16 protein-coding genes are annotated in these 21,507 nt (G+C 70.6%); 8 read left to right on the forward strand and 8 right to left on the reverse strand.

Features of this window, described 5'->3' with window-relative positions; translation table 11 throughout:
* Positions 1-623, reverse strand: a 623-nt coding sequence (locus tag GA0115240_RS21605; protein WP_256069919.1) for a Crp/Fnr family transcriptional regulator, incomplete at its 3' end; no start/stop codon positions are given.
* Positions 624-1,070: 447 nt separating this feature from the next.
* On the opposite strand from GA0115240_RS21605, the gene GA0115240_RS35710 reads away from it, so the two are divergent.
* Positions 1,071-1,499, forward strand: coding sequence for a Pycsar system effector family protein (locus GA0115240_RS35710; protein WP_141708921.1), 429 nt, complete (start codon positions 1,071-1,073; stop codon positions 1,497-1,499).
* Between the two features lie 49 nt (positions 1,500-1,548).
* On the opposite strand, the gene GA0115240_RS21615 is transcribed toward GA0115240_RS35710, so the two are convergent.
* Complete coding sequence (locus GA0115240_RS21615; protein WP_093738701.1) at positions 1,549-3,861, reverse strand: XRE family transcriptional regulator; 2,313 nt, start codon at positions 3,859-3,861, stop codon at positions 1,549-1,551.
* Between the two features lie 367 nt (positions 3,862-4,228).
* Between GA0115240_RS21615 and GA0115240_RS21625 the strand changes: the two genes are divergently transcribed.
* Positions 4,229-7,771 carry a P-loop NTPase gene (locus GA0115240_RS21625; RefSeq protein WP_093738705.1) on the forward strand — a complete coding sequence of 1,181 codons (3,543 nt, stop codon included), beginning with the start codon at positions 4,229-4,231 and terminating at the stop codon, positions 7,769-7,771.
* Complete coding sequence (locus GA0115240_RS21630) at positions 7,768-8,703, forward strand: hypothetical protein (RefSeq protein ID WP_093738707.1); 936 nt, start codon at positions 7,768-7,770, stop codon at positions 8,701-8,703. Before GA0115240_RS21625 ends, GA0115240_RS21630 begins: the two co-directional genes overlap by 4 nt.
* 42 nt (positions 8,704-8,745) lie before the next feature.
* On the opposite strand, the gene GA0115240_RS21635 is transcribed toward GA0115240_RS21630, so the two are convergent.
* Positions 8,746-9,294: a GNAT family N-acetyltransferase gene (locus tag GA0115240_RS21635; RefSeq protein ID WP_093738858.1), complete on the reverse strand. Its 549-nt coding sequence runs from the start codon at positions 9,292-9,294 to the stop codon at positions 8,746-8,748.
* Positions 9,295-9,467: 173 nt separating this feature from the next.
* Between GA0115240_RS21635 and GA0115240_RS39360 the strand changes: the two genes are divergently transcribed.
* Entirely contained in the window at positions 9,468-9,818 is a 351-nt protein-coding gene (locus GA0115240_RS39360) for a hypothetical protein (protein ID WP_370673359.1), read from the forward strand.
* On the opposite strand, the gene GA0115240_RS21640 is transcribed toward GA0115240_RS39360, so the two are convergent.
* The 5 genes from GA0115240_RS21640 to GA0115240_RS21660 form a co-directional block, all read right to left on the reverse strand.
* Positions 9,787-10,638: a Gfo/Idh/MocA family protein gene (locus GA0115240_RS21640; RefSeq protein ID WP_272919922.1), complete on the reverse strand. Its 852-nt coding sequence runs from the start codon at positions 10,636-10,638 to the stop codon at positions 9,787-9,789. The genes GA0115240_RS39360 and GA0115240_RS21640 overlap by 32 nt on opposite strands.
* A gap of 129 nt (positions 10,639-10,767) precedes the next feature.
* Complete coding sequence (locus tag GA0115240_RS21645) at positions 10,768-11,976, reverse strand: ROK family transcriptional regulator (protein WP_093738711.1); 1,209 nt, start codon at positions 11,974-11,976, stop codon at positions 10,768-10,770.
* Between the two features lie 22 nt (positions 11,977-11,998).
* Entirely contained in the window at positions 11,999-12,865 is an 867-nt protein-coding gene (locus GA0115240_RS21650; RefSeq protein WP_093738713.1) for a carbohydrate ABC transporter permease, read from the reverse strand.
* A complete protein-coding gene (locus tag GA0115240_RS21655) occupies positions 12,862-13,833 on the reverse strand; it encodes a carbohydrate ABC transporter permease (RefSeq protein ID WP_093738715.1) in 972 nt (323 codons plus the stop codon). The genes GA0115240_RS21650 and GA0115240_RS21655 overlap by 4 nt, the downstream gene beginning before the upstream one ends.
* A gap of 53 nt (positions 13,834-13,886) precedes the next feature.
* Complete coding sequence (locus tag GA0115240_RS21660) at positions 13,887-15,290, reverse strand: ABC transporter substrate-binding protein (RefSeq protein ID WP_093738717.1); 1,404 nt, start codon at positions 15,288-15,290, stop codon at positions 13,887-13,889.
* Between the two features lie 153 nt (positions 15,291-15,443).
* On the opposite strand from GA0115240_RS21660, the gene GA0115240_RS21665 reads away from it, so the two are divergent.
* From GA0115240_RS21665 to GA0115240_RS21680, 4 genes are all read left to right on the forward strand, one after another.
* Positions 15,444-16,490 carry a zinc-dependent alcohol dehydrogenase gene (locus GA0115240_RS21665; RefSeq protein ID WP_093738719.1) on the forward strand — a complete coding sequence of 349 codons (1,047 nt, stop codon included), beginning with the start codon at positions 15,444-15,446 and terminating at the stop codon, positions 16,488-16,490.
* A 62-nt stretch (positions 16,491-16,552) separates the two neighbouring features.
* Positions 16,553-17,353 (forward strand): sugar phosphate isomerase/epimerase family protein, encoded by an 801-nt coding sequence (locus GA0115240_RS21670; RefSeq protein WP_093738721.1) that lies wholly within the window; start codon positions 16,553-16,555, stop codon positions 17,351-17,353.
* On the forward strand, positions 17,350-18,699 hold the full coding sequence (locus GA0115240_RS21675) for an MGH1-like glycoside hydrolase domain-containing protein (protein ID WP_093738723.1): 1,350 nt from the start codon (positions 17,350-17,352) through the stop codon (positions 18,697-18,699). Before GA0115240_RS21670 ends, GA0115240_RS21675 begins: the two co-directional genes overlap by 4 nt.
* Positions 18,696-20,684 carry an amylo-alpha-1,6-glucosidase gene (locus GA0115240_RS21680; protein ID WP_093738725.1) on the forward strand — a complete coding sequence of 663 codons (1,989 nt, stop codon included), beginning with the start codon at positions 18,696-18,698 and terminating at the stop codon, positions 20,682-20,684. The genes GA0115240_RS21675 and GA0115240_RS21680 overlap by 4 nt, the downstream gene beginning before the upstream one ends.
* Positions 20,685-21,507 lie beyond the last annotated feature (823 nt).

Raw genomic sequence — 21,507 nt, forward strand, 5'->3', positions numbered from 1 at the left:
CGCGCCAGGTCGAGGACGACGGTCCGGCCCCGGTAGGTCTCCACCAGGCCCTCGTCCTGCATCGTCCGCAGGCACCGCACCACCGACTCCCGCGAGGTCGCCGAAGCGCCCGCCAGTTCCAGTTGGTTCATGTGCACCGAGATGGCGCCCGGCGGGGTCGGCTCGGCGACCCCGTAGCGCCTGGCCAGCTCGACGAGCACCCGGGCCACCCGCACCCGAGCGGTGTGCGCGCCGTGCCCGGCCCGCAGGATGTCGGAGTCCCGCAGCCGCGCCACCACGCTGCACAGCACGGAGGCCGACAACTTCTCGTGCTCGCCGAGTAAACGGCGGAAGGTCTCGGCGGCCACCACGACGCCGTCGACCCGGACCATCGCGATCACCGTGGCCGACCGCGGCGACCCGTCCAGGCAGGACAGCTCCCCCACCAACTCGCCCGGGCCGCGCAGCGCCAGCAGGCTCGTGTAGCCGTTGTCGGAGTCGGAGGTGACCTTTGTCAGGCCGTCGGTGATCAGAATGACGAAATCAGGGTGGCCGCCCTGGCGGATCAGCACCTCGCCCCGCTCCCAGGCCCGCACTCGGCCGGCCGCGCGCAGCACGACCAGTTCCTCCGGTCCGAATGGCACAGGTGGCCCGGACAGTCCTGGCGGCAGACGGTCTTCGGCTGTCATATGACCTCGCCCTCCCCCGACGCTGTTCGAGCACATCGTAGAAAGAAAACGGCCGTTGTGGGTCAATTGACGCAGAGTCCCTCAATCTCTTCTGTCACCGTGCTAAAGGAGGGTGGGGACCCTGGGGGGCGGACGGGGGCCGAGCACATGGTGTCGGGGGGAAGGGACTTGATGCGCGACGAAGCGACCGCGGACGCGGACCACGAGCCGGCGGGGCCGGGCGGAGCCGGTACGGGCGGGGCCGGAGCCGGAGCCGGTACGGATGGGGCCGACAGGGCCGGCCCAGCTGCCCGAGCCGACCGAGCCGACCGAGCCGACGGGGGGCACGGGGCGGCGGGACCCGGCCGGGCCGTCGACACCGCGTGGCGGATCCACGCGTCCCTCGCCGACTGGACCAGCAAAGTGGACAACAAAGCCGTCTTCGCGCTGAGCATCGAGTCGGCCATGCTGGCCGCGACCGCGGCCCTCTCCAGCGGCGCCGCCTCCCCCCTCGGCGTCGGCAGCACGCCGGGGATCTGGCTGCTCCGGTCCGCGCTGGTCCTGCTGGCCGCCGCCGCTCTGCTGTCCATCGGGGTGGTCACGCCGCGGATGCGGGGCGGCGGGGTACGCGTGGACTGGCCGGACAACTTCACCTACTTCGGCCACCTGCGCCTGTGGGAACCGGACGCGCTCGCCGCCCGCCTCCGCGACGCCGATCCCCTCACCTCACTGAGCCGCCAGATCGTCGCCATGTCCCAGATCGCCTGGCGCAAGTACGTCCTGGTCCGCCTCTCCCTGCTGCTCGCCGCCATCGGTGCGGCCTGCACGGTACTCGCGGAACTGCTCGGGTAGCGCGGCGCGGCACCGGGGTACGGGCGGCGCGGAGCCGAGGACTCGCGGGTCAGGAGGGGCCGGTCGCCGCGGCCCGGCAGCGGGTGCTCGCTTCGGCGTCCCCGATGGACGCGAAGACCTCCGCCGCCCGTGCGAAGGCACGGCGGCTGTCCTCGGTGCCGCCCTCCTCGGCCAGCAGGGCGGCCAGTCCTTCCAGGGCGCGCCCCTGCAGGTAGTTCGCCTCGAACGCGTCCATGAGGGCGGTCGCCCGGGTGAGCGCCGCGATCGCCTCGGTGCGGCGGCCGAGCAGCGCCAGGCACTGGCCGATGTGCGACAGCGAGTGCGGCCGCAGGTGCGCGGCGATGCCCGGCGTGATCCCGGAGCTTTCGTCGGTCACCAACGCGAGCGCGAGGCGGTACTGCTCCAGCGCTTCCTCGTGCTTCCCGCTGTCCCGCAGGCAGAAGCCGACATTGGTGACACACGTGTAGCGGACATGCGCGTCCCCCAGGGACGTGGACATCTCGGCCGCCCGGGACGCGGCCGCGGTCGCCTCCTCCAGCCGCCCGAGCATGCGCAGCGCGTTCGCGGCATACAGGCGCGACCATACGATCTGCGCCGTCGCGCCGCTGCGGACGGCCAGGGACATGGCCTCGGCGGCGAACCGCAGGGACGCTTCATGGTCCGCGGGCGGCTGCCCGTGGGCCCAGGCGAGGTAGTTGAGCTGGGCGGCCTGCTGCACCGGGTCGCCGAGGGCCGCGGCGGCCCGCGCGCCCAGCCTGAACACCTCGGTCCAGTGCCGTCCGTGGATCCACCGGTCGGAGAACCAGTGCATGGACTCGGCGCAGTCGAGGACCGCGGTGTGCCGCCCGCTCGCGGCGGCCTGCCGCAGCGCGCCCAGCCAGTTGTCCACCGACGCGCGCAGCCAGCGTTCGGCCTCCTCGGCCGAGGCCAGGGGGGCGAGGTCGGGGTCGGGGTGTTCGGGACGGCCGTAGCCGGGTTCGAACCACCGCCCGGCCGTCGTGGCCGTCCGCAGCAGCCATGACGTGGCCCGCCGCGTGACCTCCGCACGCGCCGCCGGGGTCTCCTCCGCCTGGAAGCGGTCGCGGGCGAACAACCGGACCAGGTCGTGGAAGCGGTAGCGGCCGGCGGCGCCGTCCAGCAGCAGGCCGAGGTCCACGAGGTCGTCGAGCGCGTCCCACGCCTCCTCGATCGGCAGTCCGCCGGCGACGGCCGTCAGGTCGGCGTCGAAGTCCTGGCCGGGGATCACCGCCAGACGCCGAAACAACTGCCGGGCGGGCGGCGCGAGTTGCTCGTACGACATGCCGAACGCGTTGGCGATCTTGAGGTCGCCTGCCTTGAACTGCGCCAGTCGGCGTTCCTCGTCGGCCAGCCGTCCGGCGAGTTCGGCGGCCTCCCACTCGGGCCGGCTGGCCAGCCGGTTGCCGATGATCCGCAGCGCCAGCGGCAGACCTCCGCACAGTTCGGCGAGCCGGTCGAGGTCCGACTCCGCGTCGTACGCCGCGCGTTCGCCCACGATCGCGGTGAGCAGTTCGGCGGCTTCCCGCAACGGCAGCGGACCGAGCACGAGCCTGCGCACCCCCTCCAGACCCGCCAGCAGCCGCCGGGTGGTGATCACCGCGCGCCCGGCGCCGCCGCCCGGCAGCAGCGGGCGCACCTGCTCCTCCGACGCGGCATTGTCGAGGACCACCAGGACCCGCTTGTCCCGCAGCGACGACCGGTACAGCCAGGCGCGTTCGCAGGTGTCGTCGGGGATGCGGCGGTCCGGGACACCCAGCGCGCGCAGCAGCGACCGCAGGGCGTCGTCGGGAGCCAGCGGCTGTTGGGACATGCCGAACAGATCGAGGAAGAAGACCCCGCCGGGAAAACTCGGCCGTACGGAATGGGCGGCGCGGACGGCGAACGACGTCTTCCCCAGCCCCGCCGAGCCGGTGACCACACCCACCACACCGACGCCGGGCGAGCTCTCCGCGTACACGAGTTCGCTCATCCAGAGCAGTTCGGCGGCGCGGCCGGTGAAGTCCGGGATCGTACGCGGCAGTTCGCACAGTCCGCTCGGGCCGCTCAGGCCACTCGGACCGCCGGGGCCACTCGGTCCGCTCGGTTCGCCAGGGCTACTCGGACCGCGCGAGCCGCCCGGACGCGTCCAGTGATCCCGCAGCCTGCCCTCACGCGCCAGCTCGATCAGCCGCGTTCGGGCATCCCCGTCGAGCGACAGCGCGTCGGCCAACGCCGTCACCGTCCGCTGCTGCGGCCCTCTGCTGCGCCCGCGCTCCATGTCCGACAGCGTCCGCGCGCTGACCCCCGACGCCTCGCCCAACTGCTCCAACGTCAGGCGCGCCGCCCGCCGGTGGCCGCGCAGCACCTCCCCGAACCCAGGACCCTCACCCAGTCGCTCAGTGATGGCGCCACACCCCTTCCCAGCAGCGAAGTCCGCCCGCCGAGCCGCACCCGGACCCCCGACTGGGCCCGTTCTATCACCCGCGCGGCCGACGCATCACCGACCCGTCGCCGGCCGAGGCGGGCCGGGCCCAGCAGAAGAGCGAGGACGGCCACGCCCGGGGCCAGCCGGTCCCCTGCCCTGACGAAGTCCTCCGGTGACCCGGCGGGCGCCATGGCACTGCCGGCCGCGCCAGTTCAGCGAAATCGGTGCGAAAGCCACCGCCCCAGAGCACAATTGACGACCCGCCGTCCATTTGTGGCGGCCGGCGGGTCAGTCACCTGGAGACGTCATGTCGGTGGGGAAGCAGGCGTTGTTCGAGCGGCTGGACCGGGGTCCGTCCTTCTTGCTCCTGGGGCAGAGCTATCTGTCCATCGAAACGGGACACGACCCCCTGGTGGGGCCGCTGGCCAGGTCACTGGGCATGGACAGCTTGCCCGAGACCGCCTACAAGGCGCTTCTTGGCGCCGCTCCCGACAACCGGGAGGCAGCGGCCAAGGCGATCAGCGACGCCGGACGGGCACTGGTACTGCCGCCGTCATTGAAGACCACACTGGAGTTCCCTTGGAACGGCGTGGTCTCCTCGGCCATCGATCCCTCGTGGCGGCTGGGTCTCCAACAGGACTGGAGGACGGTCCAGGAGACGGTGCCCCAGCGCGACCGAACGCGCCTGTCCCGCGACAAGGCCGACGTCCAGGCGCTCATGCTCTTCGGAGGCGTTGACCAGCCGGTCGATGAGAAGCCGCCCGCGACGAAGATGGAGCTGTCGCGACGCAGAGCGCTTGCGGCTGAGGCTCTGTCGCGGATCATTACGGACGGACTGACCCCGCGGGGTCTGCTGGTGGTGGAAGGCTGGTCGCTCAACGACTGGCTCGACCCGGAGACGCTGTACAGCCAGATCTGCGACGCGGTTCCGAACCAGGTGCACCTGTTCTCCACGACCGACGACATCCTCGCGGACGAGTTCGTACGTGAGGCGATACATCTGAAAGTGCTTGTCCCGCATCGGGAGACCTTCGCGTCCTTGGTGGAGGAGGCGCGCAGCACTGGTCGTTTGAGCGACAGCGGCTCGACCACCACCTCGACACACGCGGTCCGCGTCGGCGAGCGGCGCCTGCCCATCGACCGGAGTCGCTGGCAGCGGATTCTGCCGTACGCCCGCCCGGTGGACGTGGACCTCCTCGACGATCCGCCGGCTGAGTCCAAGCATCGGCGCTTCCAGAAGTTCCGCGAGTTCCTCGGTGCGAGCGACGGCTCGCCGACCTGGTGGGCCCATGCCCGCGACCTTCCCTTCCAGCGCAACTTCGAGAAGATCCTGGCGGACTTGGTGGAGGATGCCGCGACATCCCCCGAACGGCAGGGGCCGCTCCTGGTCGTCGGTCAGTCAGGGACGGGGAAGAGCGTCGCTCTGGCCCGGCTGGCCTTCCAAACCGCCCGGAGCGGGAGGCGCGTCGTCGTCCACATCCCGCGCAAGTCGACCCGCCCGGAGTTTCAAGCCCTCGATGACTTCTGTCTGTGGGCGGAGGAAAAGTCAGGAGCAAACACGCTGATCGTGTGGGACGGCATGTTGGAACCTGATGAATACCAGCGGCTCTTCGACTATCTGCGCAGCCGGGGCCGCAAGGTGGTCATGGTCGGCAGTTGCTACTGGGATGCGGACCAGTTCGGCGACGGTGGCGGGAGAAAGCGCGGTCGGGCCGACAAACCCGTGCGGACGGCCCTGCGATATCGGAGGGGCAAGGATTTCGTCGAGGCACCGGCCACCATCGCCGGAAAGGAGCTTGACCGATTCACCCGCTACCTGGCGGACTTCGGCATCGTCCTCAAGGGCGCGGACGAATCGATCGTGGCCCACGATCGGTCCTTCCTGTCGGCTCTGTACCGCCTGCTGCCCGACGCGCACGCCCCGCTGTCGCGCGGCTTGGTCCTCGAACTGAGGCGCTCCGAGGAGCGTCTCGGCCATGCCGCCCGTACATCGATCCATTACGAACCGCCCACCATCATGGCGGCGGCGCTGGAGGAGGCCGGCCTGCTGCACGGCCTGGACGCGCGTGCGGGTGCCGCGGAGGAGAGCACCGCCGCCTGGCAGGACGACCCGTACGAGCGTCTCCTCAGCTTGATCCTGCTGATTCACAGCCACGGCCTGCGCACGCCACTCGAACTCGCCCTGCGCACCATCGGCCGCGACGGTGTCCGGAATCTTCCGGACCTGCTGAGTGGCATAGACATCATCCGCTGGGACGAGGACGAACAGGACAATTACACCCTCGGGGGGCGCAACCAGTTGGAGGCGACCCTGCTGACCAACTCCCGCAGGTGGGGGGAGGAGCGGGAGGCGGATCAGATAGCCGAAGTGATCCAGCTGGTCAGGGCCGACTCCCGAGCCCGTAACGGTGGCCCGGAAATCGAGTTCGTCATGGCGCTTCTCACCGCGATCGGCCCGCAGAAGAACCGGGAACAGCGGAAGTACGCCGCCCAGTACCTGCCGATCGCTGATTCCATCGCCAAGCTGAGAATGCTGGTCTCCAACCCGGTGATTTATGCACGGCTGACCCACAAAGAAGTGAACATGCGGCGTGAGTGGGCGGTGTGGGACCAGCGCCGACAGGGGCCGGACGTCGCCCTGCGACGCCGCGCCCTGGAGGCGGCGCAGGAGGCCGTGGACGAGGCTCTGCGGGAAGCGGAGGACCTGGGTCACCGACGGGACATCCGTATGAACCTCTACGTCGAGCAGGCCAGCGTCCGCGGCTCACAACTGTACGAGCTGCTCCACTCCGGACCCGACGGCGGCGTCCCTCAGCCGCTGCCGAGCGAGGAGTACATCTCGGGCGAGCTCCGGGAGCTCAAACGAAGCGTCCAGTCGGCTCTGGAGTGCGAAGCAACCAACTACTACCCGGTGGACGTGCTCTGCTGGGCGACTCGCGACACGTTCAAAGCGGGAGCCCTGTCCGACGAGGCCGCGGCCACCTTGGTCGGTGACTGCCTGAGCGCCCTGACCGTCATCGACCCGGAGACGCTGGAGCCCGGACAAGCCGGCCTCTACCACAGCAAGTTCGTGGAAATCGCCTCGCTTGCCCGCGACCATTTCCTGGCCGAGCAGCAGTTGAAAAAGCTGGAGGCGTACGACGAGCCGCTGGCGGCCTTCCTCTATGCCCTGAAAGTCAGTGGCTTCCTCAACAACGAACCCCGTCAGGAGGGTGTGCAGCAGGCGCTGGATCATCTCAGGCGCAATCCCCTCCGACTGCAGGACGAACGCTGCGCGCGCCTGGCCGTCGACCTGCTGTGGTTCGCGCGAACCGGTGAGCGCTTCCTCTCCGGTGAGCGCCAGACCCTGCCGCTGGATCAGGCTGCCTGGCGGGAATGCCTCGAACTCACGGAACTCGCCTCGACCTACAACGCGATGCCTTCGCTCAGGGTCCACTTCATGCGAGCCCTGGCGCTCTTCCACCTGGGCAGCACCGACCGGGCGATGGAGGCGTTCCGGGACCTCGACCGGCTCTCACTGGAACAGCGGGATCGCCGCCGCGTGATCAACGTCTACCTGTCGAGTTGGGAGGACGGCGCTCCTCGCGTCTTCCGGGCCCGGGTCCTCCGGGTCGACACGGACTTCCACGGCGGTCGCTGCTGGGTGGAGGGGTACCAGCGGGAGCTCCCCTTCGACCCGTCCGGCTTCGGACCCGACCAGGCCGTCGAAGGCAGGACGCTGGACGCCTACATCTCGTTCAACATGATCGGTCCGCGGCTGGAGCCCCCTCGGGAACCCGGCGAGCGTCGCGGGCCCACTCTCCTGGGGCCGGCCGCCCAGCAGCAGAGCGACGTACGAGGTGCACGGTGACTACGGCGCAGCCCACGCCGCCGGCCGCACCCGAAGTCGCCTGGAATCGCATCTCCCGCATCCATCGGAATCTCGACCGGCTGGCCCGCCACCTCTTGAAGCGTCCAGCGGGCGCGGACGTCAGCCTGCCTCCACCGGACTTCACCCACCCGCAGACCGCCTTCTACTTCGCCACGATCTGGATGCGGGCGTGGTACTCGGAAGCCTGGGCGGCGTCCAGCAGGTGGCTCTACGAACAGGCCGCGGCCCTGGGACATACGCCGCCCGAGAAGGACTTCGCGGACACGATGCGCCGGTTACGCGCGTTCCTGGTCCATCACATGGACGCCTCGGTCTCCGAGGGCGAGGAGACCGAGCGGGTGTGCAACGAGTGGTTCGAGCGGGCCTGCGGGTCCGTCGTGCCGCAGTCCGCCTTCGAATGGCATCACTGCTTGGCCAGGCTGCTCGAACAGAACGAGGCCTATGCCCACTTCATGCTGGCCATAGCCAAGTCCGTCGAGCGCAGTCCGGAGAAGTCCACGCTGGTGTTGCAGTGGCGTGCCGCCCTGGAGCGTCAGGACTATCCCCGCTACCGGCAGAGCCTTCAGGAGGCGGCGGGAGACCTGGGGCTGCAGCGGCTCAACGAGCAGAAGCTGGACAGCATCCATTCCAGGTACCGGGTGCGGTGGGCGAAGGCCCTCGAAAAACTGGGGCACGACGCCGACTTCGACCGTGAGATCCGGCTGCGCGCCGAGTGGGCCCTGCTCGCCGACACGAGCGGCGCCCTGATCGTCTCCGCCTCGGACGTCATGGAGGCCCTTGAGCTCTCCCCCGGCCCCCAGGTGGCCCATGCCCTGCGTCTCGCACAAATCCTGCGGGAATTCCACCCCGACGACTCGGCCGAGCAGCTTCTGCGGCGCCTGGCCGGTCAGTGGGTCGCCGCACGACAGTAGGTGCACGCGCGGCACCGGCGTGCCCGATGGTTGTCCGTCGGCTCAACGGGACGGCATGACCGGGGACCACACCCCGAACCACTGCTCGGCGCCGTACTCCTCGAACCGCTCCACCTCGGTGAACCCCAGCTTCGCCGCGAGGCGCATCGCGCGGCCGTTGACGGTCTGCGTGCAGAGCACCACCGGCTCGCCGGCCAGCGCGTCGGCGTACCAGCCGAGCGCCGCCGCGCACGCCTCGGCGGCGTATCCGCGGCCCCACGCCGCCGGCAGGAATAGGTAGCCGAGTTCGGCCTCCCCGGCTTCCGGACGGACGTGGCCCGGACGCTGTGCGTCGCGCCGATCCAACGTGGTCATGCCGATCATCGCCCCATCGAGATCGACCACAAAACAGCCAGGGCGCCGCCCGGGCACGGCGGGCACCGCGCGCTCAAGCTCATCACGCGGACGGGGGCCACCGATATAGGTGCCCACCTCCGGCGAGGCGAACAACTCGACAAACGCCGCACGGTCCCGGGCCTCGGACGCGCGGAGCACGAGCCGCTCGGTCCTGATCGGGGCAGGTGGCCAGGCAACGGGTCCGGACGCAGTCATCACGACGAGCCTAGCCAGCAGGCTCGGCAACGATCAAGCCTCCGGACCGATCATCCCATGTACCGACAAGACGGGGACGGTCACCGAGAACCGGATGCGGGTCACCCGGATGTGGCTGCCCGGCGCCGAACTGGACGCCGCCCGGGCAAAAGGGCGATCGCCGTGCCGAGCTGCTGGCAGCAAGCACCGCCGCGTGCACGACCGCCGAAGCACCGGTCGAGAACCAGCCCGGCGGCACCGGCGCCACCGGCGGCCCCACGGAACTCGCCCTCCTGCGGCCGGCATCGGAGCTCGGCGTAGGAGGGACCACCTCGCAGCGTTGCGTCCGCACGCCGGACCGTCTTCCATTCGACGCCCGCCTCAAGCGCATGTCGACGGTCGACGAAACCGCCGGCGACGTGGTGGTGCTACGCGGCCGCGGGTCTGCGCGTGCTTGCCGTCGCCCGGCGCGTCCTGCCCGGCGGACACACCGCTCCGGATACGGCATCGGGGTCAGGGAAGAAACCGGCCGGCCGCGGCGATGAGTTCCTGCAGGCGGAGCCCGCGTGCGGCGTCCAGCGGGCCGGGCACGCCCGAGCGGACCGCTGCCGCGAACTCGGCCCGGAGCAGTGGCCAGCTCTCCCGGTGGCTCGCCCCCTCGCTGTCCCAGGTCAGCTCCTGGGCGGGACCGAGCAGTTCGACGCGGGTGCGGGCCCGGGGCAGCCGGACCGCGCCGGACAGTGACGCCTGGCTGACCGCGCCGTTCTCGTGCTCGCAGGTCAGCTCGACCCAGCGGCGCGGATCACCGGTGGCGCGCAGCGCGGCGATCGGGCCGACAGCGGTGTCGAGCAGGTCCAGCAGATGGGGTCCGAGGTCCAGCAGCGCTCCCTCGGTCAAACGCCAGCCGGTGGCCATCTCCCCGCCGAGAAAAGCGCCGTGCAGGTAGCAGGAACGGGCGCCGGTCACCTCGATGCGGCGGGCGGCGGCCAGGAAGTCACGGGTGGCAGGGTGATAGCGCTTGGTCAGCACCATCTGCGAGACCACTCCGTACGCGGCGACGGCCTCGGCCACCGCGCGGGCCCCGGCGAGATCGGCGCCCAGAGGCTTGTCCAGCAGCAGAGCCTTTCCGGCCTGCGCGGCGCGTACCGCGAGCTGCGCCTGGACGGCGGGCGGCACGGCGAAGGCCACCGCCTCGCACCGGTCGAACAGCTCCTCGGGAGAGTCGGCCACGACCGCGCGGTGCGCGCGGGCGAGCGTGGCCGCGGCGTCAGGCCGCCGGGCCCAGACCGCTGTCAGGGTGGTCTCGGGTCCGGCGGCCAGCATGGGGGCGTGCATGTCCCGGGCCCAGGGACCGGCGCCGATCAGGCCGACCCGGACCGGGGCGGGGGACGCCGGATCAGCAGCCGGATCAGCAGCCGGATCAGCTGCCGGATCAGCAGGGGAAGGGAATGCGGATGACACGGGTGGTACTCCTGTCGGGAGCCGGACGGGGCCTCAGTGGGAAATGGGTTCGCCGGCCGCTTCGCCCAGCCGCGCGTCGGCCTGCTCGGGCGCGTAGAGGTGCTCGACCACCATGGCGGTGGCCCCGGCGAGGGCGGCCCGGTCGCCGAGCCGGGCGGTGACCACCTGCAGGCTGCGGGTGGAGCGCGGCAGGGCGCGCTGGTAGAGCAGTTCCCGGATACCGGTGAGGAAGTGGGTCTCGGCGAGGTCCCCGGCGATCATCAGCACCCCTGGGTTGAGCAGGGTGACGGCCGTGGCCAGCACCTCGCCGCAGCGCTGGCCCGCCTCGCGGGCCAGCCGTACCGCGTCGGGCTGGCCGTCGTCCAGGTGGGCGCGGACATCGGTGCCCGAGTCGGCGGCGACACCGAGCGCCGCGAGCTGCCCGGCCACCGCCCGGCCGCTGGCCACGGCGGCCAGACAGCCGTAGGAACCGCACATGCAGCGGGCATCGGGACGGTCGTGCAGCCGGATGTGGCCGAGGTCGCCCGCGCCGCCGTCCACGCCGCGGAAGACCTCGCCATCGATGACGACGCCGGCGCCGATACCGGTCGAGACCTTGACCAGGACGAAGGTCGAGCAGTCCGGCCAGCCCGCGCGCTGTTCGCCCAGCGCCATCAAGTTGGCGTCGTTGTCGATCAGCACCGGCAGCCGCGGGCCGGTGCCGGCCCGTTCGGCCAGCGTCTGCCGGAGTCTGTCCCGGATCGGGTAGCCGTCCCAGCCCGGCATGATCGGCGGCCGGATGACCAGACCGGACTCGAACTCGACCGGGCCGGGCACCGAGAGTCCGACGCCGCACACCGACGCGGCGGGCCGGCCGGTGCGCGCCAGCAGCTCGGCGAACCAGGCGGCGAGCCGGTCCAGCACCTGCTGCGGACCGTCGGCCACCCGCAGCACGCCGCGCTGCTCGGCCAGGACGGTGCCGGCGAGGTCGAGGACGGCGACGTGCCCGTGGGTGGTGTCCAGATCGGCGGCCAGCACCACGGCGTGACCGGGGTCGAACGTCAGCCGTACCGATGGCCGTCCGCCGGTGGACAACTGCCCCGGGGTCTCGGCCAGCCAGCCGGCCGCGAAGAGCCGGTCCAGCCGATGGCCCACAGTGGAGCGGGACAGTCCGGTGAGCGCCTGCAGTTCGCCCCGGGTGCCGGCCTGTCCGGTGCGGACCAGGTTCAGCAGATGTCCGGCGGTACTCCGGGGCGATGCCATCGAGTCCGGCCTCCTCATGGGTTCAGCTCTTGTCCGCGCCGGTGGTCAGGCCCTCGGTGAGGAACCGCTCCGCGACGTAGAACAGGATTATCACGGGGATGGTCAGGACGACCGAACCTGCCATGAGGACCGTCGTCGGCACCTCGATCGCGTTGTTCATCTGCGAAAGTCCCAGCGAGACCGTCCACTTGGACGGGGTCGCGGCCAGGAACAACAGTGCGAACAGGAACTCGTTCCAGGCGATCATGAAGACGTACAGTCCGGTGGCCATCAACGACGGTGCGGCCAGCGGCAGTACGACGCGGCGCAGGATCTGCAGCCGCGAGCAGCCGTCGAGTGCGGCGGCCTCCTCGATGCTCACCGGGACGGTGGAGAAGTAGTTCTTCAGCATGTAGATCGACACCGGCACGGTCTGCGCGATGTAGACCACCGCCAGGCCCACCAGGCTTCCCTGCAGCCCGATGCGGGCAAACATCACGAACAGCGGCACCGCGAGCAGCGTTGCCGGGAACAGGTACACGGCCAGGAACATGGCGCTGATCTGGCGGCTGCCGATGAACTTCAGCCGGCTGATCGCCCACGCGCCGGGTATGGACGCGGCCAGTGTCAGCACCACGGTGCCGAGCGAGACCAAGGCGGAGTTGCGCAGCATCCCCAGCAGTCCCTGGCCGCCCTTGGAGGTCGGCTCCAGGATGGTCTTGTACGTACTGAGTGTCAGGTCGTGCGCGTCGATCCACAACGAGCCCGGGTGCAGGAGCAGTTGGCCGGTGGGCCGGAAGGACAGCATCACCATGTAGTAGAAGGGGAACACGGTGGCTATCAGCAGGGCGGCGATCACGACGTACCGCAGGCCGCCGAACAGGCGGTCCTCGAACTGTGCCCGGCTCATGCGTCTTCCTCCTGGACACGCTTGGCGAAAAATGCGAAGTAGACGCCGAGCAGCACGACGAGGATGACGGCCAGGACCAGGGCCTGGGCGGCCGCGGCGCCGACGTCGTAGCTGGCGGTGAGGAAGTTGTAGACCCGGACCGAGACCACTTCGGTGCCGGAGTTCCCGCCGGTGAGCAGGTAGATGTCGTCGAACTTGTTGAACGTCATGATGAACCGCAGCACCGACAGCAGCGCGATCACCGGCATGAGCTGCGGCAGCAGGATGTGGCGGAAGCGCTGGGTCAGCGTGGCGCCGTCGACCGTGGCCGCCTCCTCGATTCCTGCTGGCACGGCTTGCAGCCGTGCCAGCAGGAACAGGAAGGCGAACGGGAAGTAGCGCCAGATCTCGAAGGCCACCACGGTCATCAGGGCCAGCGGCAGATGGACGTGGACGCCCAGCAGGTCCACCGGGTAGGAGCTGGTGGACAGGAACGCGATGGGCTTGTGCCAACCCAGGACATGCGCTCCCCAGTTGTTGATGATGCCGGTCTGCGGGCTGAGCGCGGTCTCCCAGACGAAGGTGACCGCGACGACCGGGGCCACGTAGGGAAGCAGCATGGTGCTGCGGACCAGTCCGCGGCCGCGGAACGGACGGCGCAGGGCGAGCGCGGCGATCAGGCCGAGCACGATCGACCCGACGGTGCCGCCGATCGTGTAGACCAGCGTCGTCCACAGTGAGCTCCAGAAGCCCGGGGCGGTGAAGACCTGGTCGAAGTTGCGCCAGGTCCAGTGGCCGAACAGGCCCATGCCCTGCAGATCGATCAGTTTGGCCTGCTGGAAGGCGAGCAGCACGGTCCAGGCGATCGGCAGGATGACGATCACCAGGACCACGAGCAGGGTCGGCGTGACGAACGCCAGACCGGCTCTGTTCTGCTGGCGTTCCATGGGCGAGGGCCGGCGGCGTTTCCCGCCGGGGGGTGTGCTCATCGGTGTTTCCTCATCGGGCGGCTCGGGGCGGCTCGGGGCGGCCGTGCTGGACATCAAAGGAGCGTCTTCTTCAGTGCTCCGACGGCGTCCTTGGCCTGGTGGGCGGCGTCCGAGGGGGACAGGTTGTCGCCGCCGGTCATCGACCCGATGGCCTTGGGCACCGGCAGCGTGCCTTCGGTGGCGCCGACCAGGGCGCCCTGGCCCTGGGTGATGCCCCAGCGCTGCATCTTGCCGACGCCGGCCAGCAGCTGGTCCAGGAAGGCGGCGGAAAACAGCTTGTTCATCGGCTCCACGGTGTCGACGCCGATCTTCATGGCGCGCCAGTCGGTGACGTACTTCTGGGGGTCGGCGGTGGTGCCGGAGCGGACCGGGATCTTTCCTTCGGGCTCCATGCCGAGCCAGCCCTCGTAGCCGCCGCTCATCATGAACTGCACGAACTTCTCGGCGTCCGGGGCGTTGGCGTACTTGGTGATGGTCCAGGAGGAGATCTCGCCGAACTGCGCGGGCTCGGTGCCGTCCGGGCCCTTGATGGCGGTGACGATGCCCGAGTTCTTGGTCAGGAAGGACTTGTCGGCCTTGCACTGCGGGCAGTTGGGCAGTACGTCGTTGCGCAGGCCGGCCAGTGAGTTGAGGAGGTAGGTCGACCACACGACCATCGCGGACTGGCCGGCCTGGTACGTCGCCCGGGTGGTGTCGACGGTCTGGGTGCCGGCCGGGCCGGAGGCCGCGAGCTGCTGGTAGGCCGCGAAGGCGTGCTCGCACTGCGGGCTGTCCAGGGAGACCTTGCCGGCGCTGTCCACCAGTTGGCAGTTGTTGGCGACCGCGAAGTCCTCGAAGCTCTGCTGGGTGAAGACGTCCGTGGGGTCGTCGGCCACGGAGATACCGGTCATGGAGCCCTTGTCGAGGGTCTGGGCCGCTTTGAGGATGTTGGCGTAGGTGTCGGGGACCGGCAGGTGGGCCTTGGCGAAGAGGTCCTTGCGGTAGACCAGGATCTGCTGCCAGGAGTCGCTGGGCACGGACAGCGCCTTGCTCCCGTCGCTGGTCAGGTTCAGCGCGTTGGGGCTGAAGGTGGAGCGGCCGAGACTGTTGAGCACCTTCGCGGTGGCGTCGGTGTTGATCAGGCCGTTGCTGTACATCTGCCAGATCGGGGCGAGCGGGATCCCGCCCATGACGTCGGGCAGTTTGCCCGCGGCCGCGGCCGACTCCACGAGCTGGGGGAGTTGGCTCTCGTCGACACCCACCAGGTTGACCTTGATGCCGGTCTGCTTCTCGAAGGTGTTGATCAGCTTCTGGGTCACGGCCATCCGGGGCGGGAGGTTCTCCTCGCTCCAGACCGTGATCGTGTTCCCCGTCCGCGGTGTCGAGCCCTGCGCGGAGCAGCCGGCCAGCAACCCGATACCGAGTGCCGCCGCCATGCCCGCCGCCAGGCTTCTGCCGCTGAGCGACCACATGCGCATGAACCCGTCCTCACTTGCCGACCTTGTGTGAACAACGTGTTGCATAACACCATCACTTTTGCTTGTTGACAAGACCTAAGTCTTCGATATCTTCGACGTAACCCAGGTACATGCGTCTGGTCCAACAGGTTTCTTGCAGGTTTCGGAGTCGTCGTGGAACGCATCGTCCAGTTCACCGGTCCTCGTCAGGTCGACGTCGCGACCGTCCCCTCCGAACCTCTGCCGCCGGGCCATCTACGGGTCCGCACCCGCTACTCGGGCATCTCCGCCGGCACCGAGCTCACTGCCTACCGCGGCACCAACCCGTACCTGACCCGCACCTGGGACCCGCAGGTCCGGCTCTTCCGCGACGATGTGGCCGGGATCACCTACCCGGTGGCGGGATGGGGCTACTCCGAGGTCGGCGAGGTCACCGAGGTCTCGCCCGAGCTCGACGGCACCCCTGGCCTGCCCGCTCCGGGCGATCTTGTCTGGGGCATCTGGGGCCACCGCAGCGAGGGCGTCGTCCCGGTCGAGCGCATGATCGGCCACCGCCTGCCGACTGGGCTCGAACCCCTGGCCGGGGCCTTCGCCCGGGTCGGGGCGATCGCCTACAACGCGGTGCTGGCCGGGGACATCCACCTCGGCGAGGACGTGGCCGTCTTCGGGCAGGGCGTCATCGGGCTGCTCACCACCCGGCTGGCACAGCTCAACGGCGCCGTGGTCACCGCCGTCGACGCCCTCGACAGCCGGCTCGACGCCGCCCGCCGGTTCGGCGCCGCGCACACGCTCAACGCCCGGGCCGGCGCAGTCGCCGAAGCGGTCCGGCAGACCACTGACGGCCGGGGCGCCGACCTGGCCATCGAGATCAGCGGCGCCTACCCGGCTCTGCACGAAGCACTGCGTACGGTCACCGCCGGTGGCCGGGTGGTGGCCTCCGGCTTCTACCAGGGCGACGGCGTCGGCCTGCGGCTCGGCGACGAGTTCCACCACAACCGCGTGCAGCTCATCTGCTCCCAGATCGGCGGCGTCCCGCCACAGCTCGCGCACCGCTGGACGGTGGAGCGCCTGCAGCAGACCTTCCTGCGACTGGTCGCCGACGGGCAGGTGGACACCGCGTCGCTGGTCAGCCACCTGGTGCCGGCCGCCGAGGCGGCCGACGCCTACACCCTGATCGACGAGCGTCCGGCAGAGGCACTTCAAGTCGTCCTGGAGTTCTGAGCGTCCGCACGGTTTCCGCGTCGCGAGTCCCAGCCCCCAGATCCCGAAAGGCCCCCTCCCCCATGCTCAGACTTGCCTGCCAGGAGCAGCTGCTGCCCGGCGACACCCTCCAGGCCAAGTGGGACTTCGCCCAGGCCGCGGGCTACGACGCCATCGAGTTGCGCGGCAAGGGCGACTTCCACTTCCGCAGCCGGCTGCCGGAGCTGCGCGCCGCCCTCGCCGACGGCGTCGTCATGCCGACCGTGTGCGTCGACATGCTCCACTTCTTCGGTGCCTTCGACGACGACCTGCGCCGGGACGCCGTCGAGCAGATGAAGTCCCAGCTCTCGGTGATCGCCGAGCTCGGCGGTCTCGGCGCCCAGACCCCCGCGTCCTACGGGATGTTCTCCCGGCGGCTGCCCCCGTTCGAGCCGCCGCGCACCGAGGCCGGGGACCGCGAGGTGCTGCTCGCCGGACTCGCCGAGCTCGGCGAGCACGCCCGGGCCGAGGGCGTGACCCTGTTCCTCGAACCGCTCAACCGCTACGAGGACCACATGGTCAACCGGCTGGAGCAGGCGGTGGACCTGATCCGCGAGGTGGGGCTGGACTCGGTACGGGTCGGCATCGACAGCTACCACATGAACATCGAGGAGGCCGACCCCTCGGCCGCGATCATCGCTGCCGCCCCGTACATCGGGCACGCCCAGGTCAGCGACTCCAACCGGTTCCAGCCCGGCGCCGGCCACCTGGACTGGCCGGCGTGGCTCGGTGCGCTGCAGGCGGCCGGCTACGAGGGCTACCTGGCCGCGGAGTGCCGGCTGGCCGGCGACCCGCTCCAGGCCGTCCGCTCGGTGCCCGGGTTCCTGCGGCGGGCGGCGGGATGACGGCCCTGCTCGAAACCGGTGTCCAGCACACCTCCCACGACGACCAGCTCAGGGCTGCCGCGATCCGCGTGCTGCTGGACAACTGGACCGGCACCGGGACGGTGCCCTCGCGGTCGCTCTACCCGCACCAGTGGAGCTGGGACTCGGCGTTCATCGCCATCGGACTGCGCCACCTGTCGCCGCGCCGCGCCCAGCAGGAACTGGAGTCGCTGCTGAGCGCCCAGTGGCACGACGGGCGCGTCCCGCACATCGTCTTCAACCCCGGCGTGCCCGCCCAGGCATACTTTCCGGGCCCGGGCTTCTGGCGGTCCTCGACCGCCGGCCGGGACGGCGGCGCGCCCGCGGTGGCGCAGACCTCCGGGATCGTGCAGCCGCCGGTGCACGCCCTGGCTGCCTGGCTGGTGCACCGCGCCGACCCCAGGGAATCGGACCGCCGCGGCTTCCTGCGCCGGGTGCACGGCAGGCTCGACGCCTGGCACCGCTACCTGGCCCACAACCGCGACCTGGGCGGACACGGCCTGGTCGCGATCGTGCATCCCTGGGAGCCGGGGCTCGACAACAGCCCCTGCTGGGACGCGCCGCTGCGCCGGGTTCGCCCGGCGGCAGCGGGCTCCTTCCGCCGCGCCGACCTCGAACACAGCGCCCCCGCCGACCGCCCGACCGACCTGGACTACGCGCGGTACGTCCGGCTGGCCACCGACTACCGCGACCACGGCTACGACGACGCCCGCACCCCGCACGCCTTCCGCGTGGAGGACCCCGGCTTCAACGCGCTGCTCATCGCCTCGGAGTACGCGCTGGCCGACATCGCCGAGGCGGTCGGCGCCGACCCGGCCCCCGCTCGGGCCCGCGCCAAGCGGCTCACCGGCGCTCTGCTGGACCGGTTGTGGGACGGCGAGCGGGGCGTGTTCGCCGCTCGCGACCTGTATGACGACCGGCTGCTTCCGGTGTTCGCCGTGAACGGGCTGCTGCCGCTGGGGGTGCCCGGCCTGCCCGCGAACGTGATCTCCGCGCTGGTGGCCGCCGCCACGGGCGAGCACTTCCGGCTGGGCCGGGTACACCTGGTGCCCAGCTACGACCTGGCGGGCGCCGAGTTCGACGCCAACCGCTACTGGCGCGGTCCCAGTTGGTTCAACACCGCGTGGCTGATCCACCACGGGCTGCAGGCCGCCGGCGAGACGGACCGGGCCAGTCGGCTGCGCGCCGGCTTTCTGCGCGACGCCCGCGCCACCGGCTTCGCGGAGTACATCGACCCGCTCACCGGGACCGGCCGCGGCATCCGTGACTTCAGCTGGACGGCCGCCCTCACTCTGGACCTGCTCACGCACCACGAGGACGGACGATGACGACCACCGACAGGATCCTTGTCGGCCAGGGTACGTTCGCTGTAATAGGGTCAAATGGCGACATAACAGGCAGAGAGGGTGCTACTCCGGACGGGCTCTTCCTTCGCGACGCCCGGCACCTGAGCCGCTGGCGGCTGACCGCGAACGGCCAGCCTCTGGCCGTGCTGACCGGCACCGACGAGAACACCGTGCTGGTACCCCCGGGCACCCGCGACGAGCCGCCGGCGTACACCGCGCTGCGCGAGCAGGCGGTGGGGGCGGGCGTCATGGTCGAGCGCATCAGGCTCCTCAACAACCTGCCGCGACCGGTCCGGGCCGACGTCGAGTTGACGGTCGACGCGGACTTCGCCGACCAGTTCGAACTGCGGTCGGACAAGCGCCATTACGACAAGACGGGCGCGGAGCGCGAGACCGCGGAGCAGGCGGGCGGCGTGACCTTCCACTACCGGCGCGGCGCGGACTGGTCGTCGTCCACCGGCGTCACCGCGGTGCCGGCACCGGACGCGGTACGCGCGGTACCGGAGGAGGACGGAAGCAGGACGGCGCGGGTCCTGGTATGGCAGCTGGCCCTGCCGCCACACGGAAGCTGTGAACTCACCCTCGCGGTAACGGCGTCCGCCGCGCACGGTCCGGCGCCGGCCGAGGTGGTCGGCGACCGCGGCCTCACCGCTCCTGCCGTTCTGCGTGCCCAACAGAGCCTGGACGAGGGCGCGTTCGTCGAAGCATCGCCCCAGCCGGACCAGATGACGGACCAGCCCGAACTGGCCCGGGCGGTGCGGCAGGGCCTGGTCGATCTGGCGGGCCTGCGGGTGCCCGCCACCGGGGTGGACGGCGAGGCCGTCCGGATACCGGGGGCGGGAACGCCCTGGTTCCTCACGCTCTTCGGCCGTGACTCGCTGCTCACCTCATTGTTCAGCCTGCCGTACCGGCCCGGTATCGCCGCGGCCGTGCTCACCGCACTGGCGGCCGCTCAGGGCACCGGCTACGAGCCGTCCCGGCTGGAGCAGCCCGGACGGATCCCGCACGAGCTGCGCCACGGCGAGCTCGCGCACTTCCACCAGGTGCCCTACGGCCGGTACTACGGATCCGTCGACGCCACACCGCTCTTCCTGGTGCTCCTGCAGTCGTACACCGAGGCCACCGGCGACACCGCGCTCGCCCGCCGCCTGGAGCCCCACGCCCGCGCCGCGGTCGACTGGATGTTCCGCGACGGCGGCCTCGACAGCGGTGGCTGGCTCGTCTACACCTCCGACGAAGCGGCCGGCGGACTCGCCAACCAGAACTGGAAGGACTCCGCCGGCGCGATCTGCTTCGCCGACGGCACCCAGGCCACCGGCGCGATCGCGGTCGCGGAAGCCCAGGGATACGCCTACGACGCCCTGCGCCGCACCGCCCGCCTCGCGTCGGAGGTGTGGCGGGACGATGCCTACGCCCGACGGCTGGACAGCGCCGCGGACGGCCTGCGGCAGCGCTTCCCGCAGGAATTCTGGCTGGCGGAGGCGGACTTCCCGGCGCTCGCCCTGGACGGGGAGCGTGCCCGGGTAGACGCCCTGGGTTCCGATGCCGGGCACCTGCTCTGGTCCGGCATTCTCGACCAGGGCCGCGCCGAACGGGTGGCGCGCCGCCTGCTGCAGCCGGACTTCTTCTCCGGCTGGGGCATCCGAACGCTGGCCGCCGGCCAGAGCCCTTACCACCCGCTCTCGTATCACCGCGGCGGCATCTGGCCGCACGACAACGCGGTGATCGCCCTCGGATTGGCCCGCCACGGGCTGGTGGCCGAAGCGCGCACAGTCGCCACCGCCCTCCTGGAAACCGCGCGCCACTACAACTGGCGCCTCCCCGAGGTCGTCGCGGGCTACGACCGGTCCCAGCACACCGAGCCTGTCCCCTACCCGCACGCCTGCTCCCCCCAAGCCTGGGCCGCGGCAACCCCGTTGGCCCTTCTCACGGCGCTACACGGCACCTCCACACCCCACCCGAGCTGATTCCACGCGAGATGTCCTTGACGCGCAGGTCCACGACCTGAGGCGATCCCCACGGCGGGGAGGCGGCCCTGGGTGCGCGACGGCGACGGCACCCCGGCCGGCGTCGGCAGGCCCGGGCGCCGATTGCCCACCGAAACCACACCTCCGACCTACGCATGAGGATGCACAGGCCACACCTGCCCGATTCGCCCGGATTCCAAGGCCAACGAAAACAAGAAACCCCAGGTCAGAGGCCCGACCTGGGGTTCACCATGGAGCCGCCTTCGGGATTCGAACCCGAGACCTACGCATTACGAGACCGTGAGTGTTCGTGTTGCGGGGTGCCCGGTCGTGCTGTTTGGTGCTGTTCTGCCTGATCAGAGCACGCGCCGCTGATTGGCTTGTGCCACCCGGTGCTACGTCGTCCGAAGGCGTCTAGCCGCCGGGCAGCCACCGGAGGCATCGGAACGGGTACACGGCGGAGTTGTAAATTCCGGACAGGAATCTGGCACGTGGGCAGTACCGCTGGACGGGAGGCTGGCCGGTTTCGGTGGGGACCCGCCTAAGGGCGGGGCCTAAGCCTGCCGTTTCACGCCGGTGATGAGGATGCCCCTGTGCGGGCGGGCCCGGAATGTGGCGCAGGAAGATGTGCAACCGCTGCGGGGGGACGCCCCAGTCCAGGCGGGCCAGCGGGATCGAGAGGGCATCGCCGACTACCTGACCGCATGGCTCCAAGCTGAGGACTTCGTCCGCAAGCGAGCACCATGGCCGGCTACGGCGTGTTTGGATACGGCGATGAGCTACGAGTTGGACCCGCCCGGCTTTCTGCGCCGGCTGGGCGGTG

The sequence above is a fragment of the Streptomyces sp. DvalAA-14 genome, assembly GCF_900091855.1.
GTDB lineage: Bacteria > Actinomycetota > Actinomycetes > Streptomycetales > Streptomycetaceae > Actinacidiphila.